The following is a 15,209-nucleotide window of genomic DNA, read 5'->3' as shown; positions in this document are numbered from 1 at the left end:
AATTAATTAATCTTACTAGTAAGTCTTCTACTTTCAAAGCGTAAGATCTTAAGCTGCTTTCTTCTTAAATAATTTTCCAAGATTTAATTTAGGTATCATTACCGCTCCAATTAAAAGACAACCGATAATGATTAACATAACCTGGGAACTTACATTTATTAATCCTAATCCATATCTTAAGAAACCAATGATAAATATGGATATAATTGCTCCGATAAATCTTCCCTTACCACCGCTTGTTGAGATACCGCCAAGTACTACCATGGCGATTGCATCCATTTCATATGCCATAGCGATATTAGGTCTTGTACTTCCCATTCTGGAAGTTAAGAAAATTGCGGTTATCGCTGCCATTGTACCGGTTAAGGTATAAATGATCAACCGGATTCTGTCTACCTGAATACCGGAGTAAAGACTGGTTACACGGTTACTTCCGATAGCAAAAACTCTTCTTCCGAATGTAGTTTTGTGTAAAATTACTCCAAAAATAACTGCTAATACAATAAAGGTAATTAACATATAAGGAATACTTCCAACGGATCCCCAATAAATATCGGAAAACCAGGTTGGGAAATTACCGGATGCCTGATCTTTTAAAATCATAGTGGCAATACCCCTGTATAATATCTGAGTACCTAAGGTAACAATCATAGGTGCCAGTTCTTTGTATTTGGTTAATATAAAACCATTGATAAATCCGCATATTGTTCCTGTTAATAAACAGATTAATACTGCGACTCCCATGGGAACACCCAGGTTGTTATAGGAAACTGCCATAACTACGGAAGATAATGCGACGGTTGAACCTACTGAAATATCAATTTCTCCAAGTATTAATACAAATGCCATAGGTAAAGCTAAGAAAGCTTTTTCCAAAAAGGATGATGTTGCATTTAACAGCCCGTCCGCATTCATATAATATGGTGACAGATTGGAATTCATAATATTAATTCCAATAAACAGCAGTACTAAAAACCACTCCCACTGAAGAAAAAATTTTTTCAGGGAAAACTTCTTTTCTGCACTGATTACTCTTTTTGTCTTACCCATAATTAAAGTTCCCTCCTTTTCAGATTCTTTCTGTCAATGGATCTTTGTGATGTTGTATTTATTATAATAGCTAAAATAATAACCAACCCTTTGATTGCATCCTGCCAGAAAGGAGATATATTAATTAATGGAAGTGCATTATTTAAAATACCTAATGTAACAGTACCTAATATTACCCCTAATACCGTTCCTTTACCGCCGTTTAAGCTAACACCGCCGATAACGCAGGCCGCAATAATGTCAATTTCAAGGCCGGTTGCCGCATCACCTTGGGCTGATGCATATTTTGATAACCAAAGTATACTTACCAAACCGGATAAACCACCCATGATGGAATATACTAAAATTTTAATCCTGTCAATATTAATACCGCTGATTTCTGCTGCTTCCGCATTGCTTCCTACCGCATAGATCTTTCTTCCGGTTCTTGTAAACTTAATAAAGTATGCAAAAACAATGTAGATAAAAACTGCAACAAGAATCATGTTATTAATCCCTAATACACTGCCGGTTGCAAATGATTTTAAGCCCTCCGGAAGCTGGTATGCAGCTACCCATTGATTATTTGCTATCAGATAAGTCGCACCACGGTAAACATTCATTAGACCCAGTGTTGCAATAATAGGGATAACCTTACCCTTGGTAATGATAAGTCCTACCAGTAATCCGCATAATGTTCCTACCACAATTCCCAGGATAAAGGATATGAAAGTAGGAATTTCCGGATGTGCTCTTAAGAGCAATGCCACCGACATACCGGAAAATGCTATGGTGGAACCAATGGAAATATCAATTCCGCCAATTAGCAATACACACATCATACCTACTGCTAAAATACCCATCATTACGGCATTGGTTACTAAGTCATTGATGTTTGTTATTGACATAAAGGTATTGTTTCTGGCTTGTATGAATATACTGAGAACAATTAAAATGATAACCAAGCTCATTTCACGTGTCCCGGTAATTTTTTTTAAGTTAAATTTTTTCTTATCCATTCCCTGTCACCTCACTTACCCTTTACTATGAACAGTCTTTGCCATACCTAACTCCAGTATAGCTTCCTGTGTTGCTTCTTCACGTGTAAGTTCACCGGTTACCCGGCCATCACACATTACCACGATTCTGTCACACATACCAAGAATTTCAGGCATTTCAGAGGAGACCATAATAATTGCGTAACCTTGTTTCGCTAATTCACCCATAATTTCATAAATAGCTGCCTTTGCACCGACATCCACACCCTTTGTCGGTTCATCCAGAATCAAAACTTTTAAATCCAGAGCAAGTAATTTAGCAACAACCACTTTCTGTTGGTTACCACCGGATAAAGAACTTGCCTTGTCAAAGATAGTAACAGCTTTCGTGTCAACCTTTTCAGCCAGGGATTTTCCTAGTTCTCTTTCTTTTTTCTCATTCATAATTCCGTATTTGGTCATCTTATCTATTATAGGTAAAGTTATATTCTGTCCGATACCCCAGTCTAATATCAGACCTTGTTTCTGCCTGTCTTCCGGCAAGTATCCGATACCCAGATTCATTGCTTGTAACGGCCCTTTAATCTGCACTTCTTTGCCGTTAAAGTAAATTCTTCCTGCTTCTTTTTGTTCAACGCCAAATATCGTTTCACATACTTCCGTACGTCCGGCACCTACCAGACCGGTAAGACCCAGGATTTCACCTTTTTTAACATGAAAAGTAACATCCTTAAAATAACCGGCACGGCTTAAATTCTCAACTTTTAAAACTTCTTCCCCTATTTTTATTTCCGGTTTCGGGAAAAGCTGAGTAATTTCACGGCCAACCATGGCAACAATTAAGTCTTCATTGGTTATTCCATTTACATCATAGCTTCCGATATATTTGGAATCCCTGAATACGGTAACCCTGGTCGCCAGTCGGTACATATCTTCAAATCTGTGAGATATGAAGATGATAGAGGCTCCGTCATCCTTTAATTTTTCTGCTATTTTATATAGCTCTTCACTTTCTCTTTTCGTTAAAGCTGCAGTGGGTTCATCCATTATGATAATTCTTGCTTTCATGGATAACGCCTTTGCTATTTCAACCATTTGCTGCTGTGCAACACTTAAAGTACCCATTTCTGTGGTGGCATCAAAATCAGCACTTAACTGTCTTAACAATTCATTTGCTTCCGCATGCATCTGATTCCAAAGAATTCTGCCGGTTCCTTTTTGTACCTTTTCATGCCCCATAAAAATGTTTTCCGTTACGGTTAAGTGAGGATACGCTGTTACATGCTGATAAATAGCCGCTATACCTGCTGCCTGGGCTTCCTTAGGATTTTTAAAATTGACTTCTTTCCCATCCAGGAACATGCTGCCTTCCTCAGCTTTATGCACCCCTGTAATTACTTTAATAAAAGTTGATTTTCCTGCTCCGTTTTCACCCATTAAAGCATGAATCTCACCTTTTTTTAACTGAAAGTGCACATTATCTAAAGCCTTAATACCCGGAAATATTTTGGTTATTCCTTTTAGTTCAAGAACATAATCAGACATGTTTTTCTCCTTCCATTCTTTCTGGCAGCGCCTTCAGCCACTGCTTTCCAAAACTTATAATAAGCTTTTTTTACGCTTATGCGCTAATTAGTATAGTATTATAATAGCATCCGTCCCCCCTAAATCCTATCGTAATATTCTTTGATGTTGGGTATTTTTTTACTGTTATTTTTTTGTTTTTTATTGATTTTTGTTATTTTTTCCAAGAGTTTTTATTGATTTTGAGCGGTTTTCATCTGTTTTGCATTCATATTTGCAGAAAATGATACTAATTGCATTTTATATATTTCTTTGTTAAAATAAATGAATCCGGAATAAAGGGACAAAATAATCTTAACCAGCAAAACCTTTTTCTTTAACCATTCAATTATTTTTAATTAGAAAAAATCTTAAGAATGACTTGAGATAATAATAGGAGTTTACATGAAAGTATTAATAGCAGATGATGAAAAACTGACAAGAGAAGGTATCATCTCTAATTTAGATTGGAAAAAACTTGGAATTGATGAAATTTACGAAGCGGATGACGGATATAACGGCATTGAACTGAGTAAAATCCATAAACCGGATATTATATTAAGTGATGTCCGAATGCCCAGAATGAATGGGATAGAGATGGCAAAAGAGCTTCAAAAAATATTACCAAATTCCAGTATTATTTTTATGAGCGGTTACTCCGATAAGGAATATTTAAAAGAAGCTATTAAATTAAAAGTAATCAGTTACGTGGAAAAACCAATTGATGCTGCCGAATTAGAAGACTCTATCAAACTGGCTATGGAGGAGCAATTTAATCATGTCAAAAACCAGATTAAGACGGAGTATCACAATAAGTATTCGCAAAACAAATTAGCATTACAGATTATTTACCCGTTGGCGAAAGAAAATCAAACAGATTATATAAGGCAATTTGAAGAATTAGGTTACACCATTAAACCTGCTACTGATTTTACAACCGTAATTATAACATTAAAAACTGCTGTTTCCAGTATTTCCGAACAGGATATGAATGAATTATATTATACTATTGATGAAATTGTTACCCGGTTTCATATGAATTATATCCTTGCAGTTAAAAATGACGAGTATTTAATCTTGCACCTGTTTTCTGCAAATAAAGCAATTGATTACGGAATCCGTAATACTTGCCTGTCAATTTCTTCTTACCTTAATAAATCATACCAGTATTTTATTGCGGTTGGCAAAACTGTTAAAGGTATTAAAAATGTGTTTGAATCCTATAATTCAGCTGTAGTTTTACTGCAAAGTTCCTTTTTTTATGATTATAACAGTATCATAGTACCGGAGGCAGCCCCTCCAAAAACACCGGTTTCAGATCATTCTATTTTCAACGAGTATCTGGATGCCTTAACCCAACATAACCGGGAAGAAATCACCAAGGTGGTTACCGCTATCTTTCAGAATTACAAAGAAAACCAGCATGTCCTGCCGAATCAGGTCAAGGATCTCTATTACAAATTATTTAATGCTTTGATCCAGACGGCCTCAAACCTTCATGTACCGGCTTTTTTTGAAGAAGATTCCTGGGCTGTGCTTGAATACGTAACCAGAAATTATAATTTAATAGAACTCCATCAATTATTACTGGATAAAATAAATCTGCTGTTTTCCTATCTCCAGGAACATACGAAAGATAATGCCACTATCTATGCCATCAAGGAATTTATAAGTAAAAATTATCAGAACGAAACCTTATCCGTAAAGGATATCAGCGAACATGTCTACCTGTCTTCTTCTTATGTATGTACTTTATTTAAAAATGAAACGGGTAAAACATTAAACCAATACCTTACGGAATACCGTATTGATAAAGCAAAAAATATGCTTATGGATTCCAGAATTAAAATCACGGATATATCAGCTAAAGTAGGTTACAGTGACAGTAATTATTTTGGTAAAGCGTTTAAGAAAATAGTTGATTTGTCACCATCGGAGTACAGGGAGCGGTTTGGAAAATGATTAAATTAATAAAAAACCTTATCGCTTATTATTCCTATGATATGAAATTAAAAAATAAACTATTAATTTCACATCTTATCCTGATTCTTGCTCCGATCTTAATTATTACCGCCCTATTTTACAGCCAGCTCTTTAATATTATTGTTTCTAATACAAAGGATACGGAATTAAGCCTGTCAAGGGAAACGGTAAGAAATATCGAAAATACGGTGGAAGATATACGAAATATATCAAGTGAAATTGTAAAAGACGAAACCTTTACCGAACTTATTTCCAATCGTTCCCTTCCAAATCCCGATGATAAACGTTATTCCAGGATTTATTCCTTTCTCCAGACTGTGGATGCCATGATCGACGGTGTAACGATTACGGATATTAAAATTTATTTAAGTCCAGCCTATCAGGATTATTTCAGTGATGAAGAACTGGCCAGTAACGGTATTCTAAATCCAGTTAGCGAGATCCAAAACTCTTACTGGCACGGTATCTTTTCCAGTACAAAAGCAAGGCAGCTGCTCTGTCCTACCCTATATCTGACCACCAAAGAAAAACAAAATTCAGGTCTGATTTCATTTACCCGAAAGATAAGCGGAAAAGATAACTCAGAAATTGCTTATGTAGCTGTTTATTTTAATAAGACTTATCTAAATTCCATGTTACGGGAATATACAACGCTTCCGGGAAGTGCAAAATATATTGTAAATGAAAGAGATGCAATTGTTTCCTCCTCCAGTAATAATCTGGTAGGTAAATATCTGGTTTATTACAATGAAATACCTCCCCTGGTACCGGATACCAATCAGTTTGAAATTAAAACTTTTTCATCCGACCGTTGTTATATCTCCTATCAGGAAATAAACGGTGCTAATTGGTATATGATATCGGTAATACCAATTAACAGTATATGGTCAGAAAATAAATCTTTAATCATGGAATTTTTAGTTGCATATATTCTCGTTCTGGCTTTTGCCTGTATCGTTTCCCTTTTATTATCCAATTCCATTGTCCGAAGAATTTCGACCGTTATCAACCAGATGAAATCGGTTAAAATCAATAAACCCACCCCATTAGATGCTCCCTTGGAACGGGATGAAATCGGGGATTTAATTGAAACCTATAATTATATGGTCAGTGAAATCAATAATCTTTCCGAGGAGCAGTTAAGATCCGCCAGTGAACTTCGAACCGCTGAATTTAAGGCACTCCAGGCCCAGATTAATCCTCATTTTTTATATAATACCCTGGATATGATAAACTGGCTGTCCAAAAAAGGATTAAACGAAGACGTTTCAACCGCAGTACAGGCGCTGTCAAAGTTTTATAAAATGACCTTGCGTAAAGGAAATATCGTAGTAACTATTGAAGAAGAACTAGAACATGTATCACTCTATATACAGCTGCAAAATATGCGCTATGATAATAAGATTCATTTTACCGTAGATATACCGGATAATATGCTGGACTATACCATTCCTAAAATTATTTTTCAACCCGTTGTGGAAAATGCCATTCAACATGGTATCTTCTGCAAGGAATCCAAAGAAGGTAATATTGTTATTACCGGCTGGATGGAAGAAGACACTCTGGTTTTTCTCATCTCAGATGATGGTGTCGGTATATCCCAGGAGAAAATTAACCAGTTACTCTCCGGGCAAACGAAAAGTTCCACCGGAAGCGGTGTTGGAATCTTAAATACTCATAACAGACTGCAGTTATTTTATGATACACAGTTTGGATTGTTTTACCGGAGTAAAGAGGGAGAATATACAGAAGTTGAAATCAGAATTCCGGCAGAAATAAATTCTACTCCGGATGCGACTTAATTTTTTTATATTTGTTTTATTTTATATTTGTTCTATTTTATATTTGTTTTATCTTATTAACAGGAATTTAGATTTGCTTTTATATTGTTAAAAACAGCCTGGCATAAAAGATATCCCAGAGATACTTCTTATGTCAGGCTGTTTTATTTTATTAGCTTCTCTTAGCTAAAATATCTGATTCATATTCTTTTATGGTCTTAAACCAATCTTCTTTTTCAGGAACATGATTTAATTCGCAGAAATAATTCCATACATCGCCAAAAGGATAGAATTTAAGTTCTTCCTGGAACATCATAAGTTCCGTATAATTTCTGCCATTCTGTAAATCTGCAAGTTTTTTGCTTGGAGAAAGCATTGCATATAAAAGAGCTTTCTGCATATTTCTCATACCCACTACCCAGGCAGATACTCGGTTAATACTTGCGTCAAAGTAATCTAATCCGATTAATACTCTGTCAAGGGCATCACATCTTACGATTTCTTTTGCAATTTCTTTTAATTCATCATCAAATAAAACCACATGGTCACTATCCCATCTGATCGGTCTTGTAACATGAAGGGCAAGTTTGTCTGAGAAAAGAAGCATGGATGGTATTTTATCGGAAACCACTTCCGTTGGATGATAATGTCCGTTATCTAATAAGCAGAGAATGTTATTCTTTGCCGCATAATTCATGTAGAATTCGTGGGAACCGACTGTGCATGCTTCCACACCGATACCAAATACTTTGGATTCAACTGCAACATTTACAAGGTTTCTATCATAACCAATAGATAAGATCTGATCTAAGGAATCTTTTAATCTGGCTCTTGGACTCATACGGTCAGCCGGAATATCTTTAAATCCGTCCGGAATCCAGATGTTCATTAAACAAGGTTTGTTTAATTCTTTTGCGAAATATTCGGAAATTCTAAGGCATGCTTTTCCGTGGTTTATCCAGAATTTTCTGATGGACTCATCTTCGCTGGACAAAGTTAATCCGTCAGCCTTTGGATGAGAAAAATAAGTAGGATTAAAATCCAAACCAAGACCTCTTGCTTTTGCAAATTCTACCCATTTTGTAAAATGCTTCGGTTCTAATTTGTCACGATCTACTTCTTCACCAGGTGCAAAGATTGCATAATTAGCATGAAGGTTAATTCTATGTGTACCTGGAATAAGACTAAGTGCTTTATCAATATCTGCCATTAATTCTTCCGGGTTTCTGGCTTTACCCGGATAATTACCGGTAGCCTGGATACCGCCGGATAACTGTCCGTCGCCTTCAAAACCTGCCACGTCATCCCCTTGCCAGCAGTGCATGGAGATAGCCACATTTTTTAAACGGTTTAACACTTCATCGGTATCCACACCGATATTTTTATAGATTTCTCTTGCTGATTCATATCTTTGTTTTGTTGTCATTGTTTTATTCTCCTTTTTATTTAAATTCTTTAATAGGCAATTGCGAAACTAGCTTATTGCATCTATATACCATGCAAATAATACAATTTCAGAGCTGAATCTTGCCTGAAAGGTAACTGAAGCTATGAAATTCGTATTAATTGTATGGTATATTCAGAAAACTATATAGTTTCGCAATAGCCTTTAAATTCTTTAATTGGGAAAGAATTGAATACACCTGTTCTTGCATCCTCTAAAGTTTTGTATTCATCTGCTTTCAACATTTGCGCTAGTATGTTACCAATCGCCGTTGCCTCTGTTGGGCCGGCATATACGGCTTTTTTGTATAGTTTGCAGTCAGTTCATTTAAATAATCCGCGTTGGATCCGCCGCCTACGATATGAATTCTGGAATATGTTCTTCCGGTTATCTTTTCAATTTCATCCACAGTATCCGCGTAACTTTTGGCTAAACTATGATAGATACAGGCAGCAAGCTCTCCCACCGTAGCAGGCTCTTTCTGATTGGTATCCCTGCAATACTTCTTTATTGCTTCTGTCATATTATCCGGAGATAGGAAGCAGTCTGCATTTACATCAACTCTGGATGTAAAATCGTCTGCTTCCATTGCCAGTTCACATAACTTTGCAAAGGAATAAGCATCGTTTAATTCATGTCTGACAGACTGTATCATCCATAATCCCATGATATTTTTAAGATAACGGAAACGATAATCATATCCGCCTTCATTAGTAAAGTTTGCCATTTTGCTTACCTGGCTGCAATCTGCCTCCGTTCTTTCAATACCCATTAATGACCAGGTTCCTGAACTGATATAGAAGTAATCATCATCATTAGCCGGAACGGATAATACGGCAGATCCAGTATCGTGAGTAGCCGGCAGAATTACCTCACAGTCAAATCCGACTTCTTCCTTTACCTGATCTGAGAATTTACCCACCACGGTTTTAGGGAGAGAAATCTCACAGAACATCTTTCTGTTAAATCCCAGTTGATTTATTAATTCATCATCCCAGTCTTTCGTTACCGGACTCACAAGTTGAGTCGTTGTTGCATTGGTATATTCATTCCGTTTATTCCCGGTTAATAAATAATTAAAATAATCCGGTACCATTAAGAAGCTCTCTGCTTTTTCCATGTGATCGGGATTTTGTGTTTTAACTGCCATTAATTGATATATGGTATTAAAGATCTGTTTCTGTATACCTGTCCTGTTATATAATTCATCTTCGGCAATCTTATTATAAACTAAAGTGTCCATACCTGTAGTTCTTCTGTCACGGTACCCTACCGTATTACCAAGAATCTGATCCTTGGAATCCAGTAATACAAAATCCACCGCCCAGGTATCAATACCCATGCTGGTCGGAATTTTACCAATCTCTTTACATTTTTTCAAACCATTTTTGATTTCTTCAAAAAGTCTGTCCAGTTCCCAGCACAAATTTCCGTCTTTTTTTACCATACCATTTTCAAAACGGTAAACTTCTTCCAAGGTAATTTTGTCATCTGTAAGGCAGCCTAAAATGTGTCTGCCGCTTGATGCACCAATATCTACTGCTAAATAGTATTTCTGCATATAAATCCTCACTTCCTCTAAATACACATCTCCCATAAGTCAGTGCTTTTATATTATTGGAACGAAATCATGTTCCTTTAATTGGATGCTCGGTACAAAGCCAGCACCTTTTTTTCGAAAGATAAAAAGCATCATCCGTTAAGTTATATTATACCGAAATTATTTTAAAAAATAAGGACGCTATTTAATTTAATTTACGTCCTTATTTGCTTATAATAGTATTCTAAATAATACAATTCTACCGCCTGATACATTGACTTTTTCTCATTTTCATGTTACCATGACACCATCGCAGAAATCATAGTTACTGAACAATTTTATATTTGTAACAGGAAGGAGTGTTAATACATATATTGATTTTGTGATACTTATAAACCCGTCAATTAGATCAACCCAAGATCTGTCTAACAGAAATGTTTAAATTAGCGCCATGCACCTCTATTGGGTAAAGAGTAAAAATCACTCTTCAGAGTAAAAATCACTCTTCAGAGTAAAAACCACTCTTCAGAGTAAACACCACTCTTCGGAGTAAAAACCACTCTTCGGAGTAAAGGATACTCCCTGTTATTTAGAGGTTAACGAGGAAGAGAGTCATCGAACTATTCGGCGGATGCTCTCTCACATACTTGGATGTGTGATATGTCGAAAAAACTCCGGGTAACCGGAATACAAAAACGGCATAACCAGGAAAAGAATTAGGTACTGCCCTGACTTCAATATATATTGAAGCTTAGTATTACTGTGAATTCTGATCGAAAGTTGTTATAGAAAACTGAACATTGAAAACTAAATTTGAACCGTAAATCGGTTTGCTCTTTCGTAATACTTTAACTGAATGAACAATATAATTTACACGCTGATAGACAGTCCCGGAATCTTTAGGAACTGTTATTTTCCCTGCTTAAAATTATATCCTCATTCGGCTTATTGTTATGCGAAAATAAGGAAGGAGATTATTTTATGTGTGGAATTATTGGTTTTACAGGATATTTAGAGGCTAAAAATGTGCTTTTGGATGGGCTTACTGCATTGGAATACCGTGGGTATGACAGCGCAGGAATTGCATTCTTTCATAATAGCAGTATCCGGACAATTAAAACAACCGGAAAAGTATCCTCCCTGCGTGATAAGGTAACCTATGCCACTGATATGAATAGTTCCTGTGGAATTGGTCATACCCGTTGGGCTACTCATGGGGGTGTATCAGATACTAACTCCCATCCTCATACTTTTGGCCGTGTTACTTTAATTCATAATGGTATCATTGAAAATTATCATGAATTAGAGTTAGAACTTGCTGTTTTAGGGAAACATCCCGTATCACAGACCGATACGGAAATCGCTGCTATGCTAATCGATAGTTTATATGACGGAGATGCCGTTGCTGCCATAAAAGAAGCCATTAAACGCCTGGACGGTGCCTACGCTTTTTGCATCTTGTTTGCTGACGAACCGGAGGTAATCTATTGTTTGCGTAACGGAAGTCCTTTGGTTGCCTGCCATGCAAAAGAAGGTTCCGTTATTGCATCTGATATGGTTGCATTAATTAGTTATTCCAAGGACTATTTTGTATTGCCGGAAATGCATATTGCACGCTTAACAAAGGATAATATAACCGTTATGGATTTAAATGATACCGTAATTACCCCTAAAATGCTTCATGTCAATTGGGATATGACCGCAGCCAGGAAAGGGGGTATCCGCATTTTATGTTAAAAGAAATCCATGAACAGCCTGAGTCACTCCGCTCTACCATCGTACCCCGTATTAAAAACAAACAGCTTCCTGACTTTTCTACGGATGAAATTCCGGATCAGGTATTTGATAATGTTAACCGAATTGTAATCGCCGCATGCGGTACGGCTATGCATGCGGGTTTAGTCGGTAAAGTAATGATGGAAAAACTGCTTAGAATACCGGTTACTGTTGAAATAGCTTCAGAATTCCGCTACCAGGATCCGATTATTGATAAAAATACATTGCTTATTACCATTTCCCAATCCGGAGAAACTGCCGATACCTTAGCAGCGTTAAGACTTGCCAATAAGCATCAGGCTAAAACTTTATCTATCGTTAATGTTAAAGGTTCTTCCATCGCAAGAGAAAGTGATTATGTATTATATACCCATGCCGGACCGGAAATCGCCGTTGCAAGTACAAAAGCTTACACTGCCCAATTATCCTGCCTGTATCTAGTCGCATACCATTTTGCACTAATAAAAGGTACGATATCGGAAACGGATTGTATGAGACAAATTGAGGAACTGCAATCGGTTATTCCGGCAGTTGAAAAAACCCTGACTTTGGCAGATGATATAAATAAGATCTGCGAAACCCTTGCAGAAAAGGAAGATTTATTCTTTATAGGCCGAGGACTTGATTATGCTCTTTCCTGTGAGGGTTCTATAAAATTAAAGGAAATCAGCTATATCCATTCGGAAGCTTATGCCGCCGGAGAATTAAAACACGGCACTCTCTCCCTTGTTACGGAGGGTATACCGGTAATCGCATTGGCAACTCAGTCCAATGTATATAATAAGATGATTTCCAATATCCGTGAAGTCCGTGCAAGAGAAGCTTTGGTTATATTAATAACCAATGGGGATTCCGAAGTAGATTCCTCAATTTACGATTATCATATCGCTTTACCTAAGTTATCAGATAATATGGCGCCCTTTACGACCGCTGTTGTATTGCAGTTACTGGCTTATTACACCTCTGTACATCGCGGATTAAATGTAGATCAACCTCGCAACTTAGCTAAATCCGTGACTGTAGAATAGATTTTTATTAAATATAAAAACCGGTGTTTATTATTGAAAATTTTGTTCTAGAGAAATAGTAAGGGAAGTCAAAATGATATCCTCCAAACATTAGATTTTTATCTGATTTTGGTAAAAGATAACTTTTGACTTCCCTTTATTCTGCAACTAATTTACTTGCTTCTGGGAATAACATAGTATTATAATATAAGTAATATCTTACTTTAGAGGTAAATCTTTTCCAAATTTTTTGTTCGTTATAAAGTTATATATTTATAAAGTCAGCTATAATAAATATAAAGCCAGCTATAATAATTTAAAAAGTCGGATATTGCAACTTGTTTTTATTAAGATTAGGAAGGAGTTGAATACTATGTTTAAAGAAATTTCACCTGTACAGCTGCAAGGGAATCCTTTTCATATGCTAGGCCAGGAGTGGATGTTAATTACAGCAGAAAAAGAAGGTAAAGTAAATACAATGACAGCTTCCTGGGGTGGATTTGGTATCATGTGGGGTAAAAATGTAGCATTTATAGTAATCCGTCCCCAGCGTTACACAAAAGAATTTATTGATGCAGCAGATTCGTTTTCACTAAGCTTTTATGATGAAAGTTATCACAAAGTTTTAGGTTATTTAGGTTCCGTTTCCGGCAGAGATGAAGATAAGATATTAAAATCCGGTTTAACGGTACTTCATGAGGACAAGATTCCTTACTTTGCAGAAGCCAAGACAGTGTTATTCTGTAAAAAACTGTTTATGCAACAATATGATGAAAAAAGCTTCATTGATACCGAGTTACCTGGAATCAATTACCCGGATAAAGACTATCACTATCTTTATATATCAGAAATTGCGAAAATTTTCGAAAAAGAATAATAGTAAACGATAAATGTTAAAAGAATTATGCAAAAAGACATATTAGCTTGCTAATTCTCACTTTGCTTTCGCGGAAATAAAAGAGGCATTCTCAAAAATCTTAGTTTTGTGAATGCCTCTTTCTATCAGATATATTGTTTTAATCCTTCTTTTATCTTATGGTCCAATTTATCAGTTTTGCGTTCCAACTTAGCAACAGAATCACGAAGTATTAACTTCCCGGTAATTACTTTTCTTCCAATTGTTAGTTTGTCCCCGTTAATTTTTTGTATAACCACATCAACTGCAGTTTCTGTCATCGTTTCTATATCCACCTCTACTGTTGTTAACTTGGGAATTGAGATACTGGCAACTATATCATTATCAAATCCTACTACGGATATTTCAGAAGGTACATTGTAACCCAGCTTTTTTAATTTGTTCATAAACAAATAAGCAACCCCATCGTTATTACATACAAAAGCCGTTGGCATCTGATCCGGAAGCTTAAAGTCTATATATTCGCCTTCTTCACTTCGATCGTTAAGTATCCAATCTTCTCTCACAGCAAATCCATTGGATATTAATGCTTTATAATAACCCAGATACCGGTCCAGAATACTGCTTGTTGAAAAAATATTACCTACAAATCCAATTTCTCTGTGGCCTTGAGCTATTAAATAATTTGTAATTTTATAAGAGCCATAAAAGCTATCGCTGATTATAGAATCAACATCCAGAAGTTCATCATAAAAATCTAAAAGCACTAAAGGTATTGCAGTATTCTTGACAAGATTCACATAATTAAAGCTTATTTGCCCCAAAATAATGATTCCATCCACTTTATTATCGGAAAGAATATTAGGCAATACCACTTTTTTCTCGGAATCTGATGAGATAATTTCCATAATACCGTAATAGTTAACTTTTGATAAAGCCTTTACAACACCCTGATACATTTTAAGATAAAATGCATCTCCATCATCCCGGATAAAACGGTCAGCTATGAGTATGCCTATATTATAACTCTTTCCCTCTTTCATTCCTTTTGCCAGAGAATTATAACGATACCCCATCTCCTCCGCAATACTTTTAATTTTATCTCTCAGCTCATTACTTACTCCATCCTTATCAGAAAGTGCTTTTGATACGGTTACAGTACTTATATTAAGTTTATCAGCAATATCTTTCATTGTTACATTTTTCATAGATATCCTCCCCAAATCTTATCT

General features: G+C 36.0%; 8 protein-coding genes and 2 pseudogenes. 4 read left to right on the top strand and 6 right to left on the bottom strand.

Features of this window, described 5'->3' with window-relative positions; all coding sequences use genetic code 11:
* Positions 1-48: 48 nt before the first annotated feature.
* From Ana3638_RS14520 to Ana3638_RS14510, 3 genes are read right to left on the bottom strand one after another with little or no spacing between them, the layout of a single operon-like run.
* Positions 49-1,050 carry an ABC transporter permease gene (locus Ana3638_RS14520; protein WP_161838671.1) on the bottom strand — a complete coding sequence of 334 codons (1,002 nt, stop codon included), beginning with the start codon at positions 1,048-1,050 and terminating at the stop codon, positions 49-51.
* 2 nt (positions 1,051-1,052) lie between these two features.
* On the bottom strand, positions 1,053-2,048 hold the full coding sequence (locus tag Ana3638_RS14515) for an ABC transporter permease (RefSeq protein WP_161838670.1): 996 nt from the start codon (positions 2,046-2,048) through the stop codon (positions 1,053-1,055).
* 15 nt (positions 2,049-2,063) lie between these two features.
* Positions 2,064-3,572, bottom strand: a complete 1,509-nt coding sequence (locus Ana3638_RS14510) for a sugar ABC transporter ATP-binding protein (RefSeq protein ID WP_161838669.1) — start codon at positions 3,570-3,572, stop codon at positions 2,064-2,066.
* A gap of 423 nt (positions 3,573-3,995) precedes the next feature.
* Here Ana3638_RS14510 and Ana3638_RS14505 point away from each other — a divergent pair, with 423 nt between their 5' ends.
* Both Ana3638_RS14505 and Ana3638_RS14500 read left to right on the top strand, forming a co-directional pair.
* Positions 3,996-5,552, top strand: a complete 1,557-nt coding sequence (locus Ana3638_RS14505; protein ID WP_161838668.1) for a response regulator — start codon at positions 3,996-3,998, stop codon at positions 5,550-5,552.
* Positions 5,549-7,375 (top strand): sensor histidine kinase, encoded by a 1,827-nt coding sequence (locus Ana3638_RS14500; RefSeq protein WP_161838667.1) that lies wholly within the window; start codon positions 5,549-5,551, stop codon positions 7,373-7,375. The genes Ana3638_RS14505 and Ana3638_RS14500 overlap by 4 nt, the downstream gene beginning before the upstream one ends.
* A gap of 151 nt (positions 7,376-7,526) precedes the next feature.
* On the opposite strand, the gene Ana3638_RS14495 is transcribed toward Ana3638_RS14500, so the two are convergent.
* Positions 7,527-8,780 carry an L-rhamnose isomerase gene (locus Ana3638_RS14495; protein WP_161838666.1) on the bottom strand — a complete coding sequence of 418 codons (1,254 nt, stop codon included), beginning with the start codon at positions 8,778-8,780 and terminating at the stop codon, positions 7,527-7,529.
* Between the two features lie 161 nt (positions 8,781-8,941).
* A pseudogene (gene rhaB, locus Ana3638_RS14490) lies at positions 8,942-10,359 on the bottom strand (rhamnulokinase).
* A 960-nt stretch (positions 10,360-11,319) separates the two neighbouring features.
* Here rhaB and glmS point away from each other — a divergent pair.
* Together glmS and Ana3638_RS14480 are read left to right on the top strand one after the other, a co-directional pair.
* Positions 11,320-13,142 (top strand): annotated as a pseudogene (gene glmS / locus Ana3638_RS26800) (glutamine--fructose-6-phosphate transaminase (isomerizing)).
* A gap of 352 nt (positions 13,143-13,494) precedes the next feature.
* Positions 13,495-13,998, top strand: coding sequence for a flavin reductase (locus tag Ana3638_RS14480; protein ID WP_161838665.1), 504 nt, complete (start codon positions 13,495-13,497; stop codon positions 13,996-13,998).
* A 125-nt stretch (positions 13,999-14,123) separates the two neighbouring features.
* Here Ana3638_RS14480 and Ana3638_RS14475 read toward each other — a convergent pair whose 3' ends face one another.
* The gene (locus tag Ana3638_RS14475; RefSeq protein WP_161838664.1) at positions 14,124-15,185 is read right to left on the bottom strand and encodes a substrate-binding domain-containing protein; all 1,062 of its coding nucleotides are present in this window, start codon (positions 15,183-15,185) and stop codon (positions 14,124-14,126) included.
* Positions 15,186-15,209 lie beyond the last annotated feature (24 nt).

It is taken from the genome of Anaerocolumna sedimenticola, assembly GCF_009931695.1.
Classification (GTDB): domain Bacteria; phylum Bacillota; class Clostridia; order Lachnospirales; family Lachnospiraceae; genus Anaerocolumna; species Anaerocolumna sedimenticola.
The sequence above is the reverse complement of the archived record's forward strand: the minus strand, read 5'-3'. Positions and strand labels throughout refer to the sequence as shown.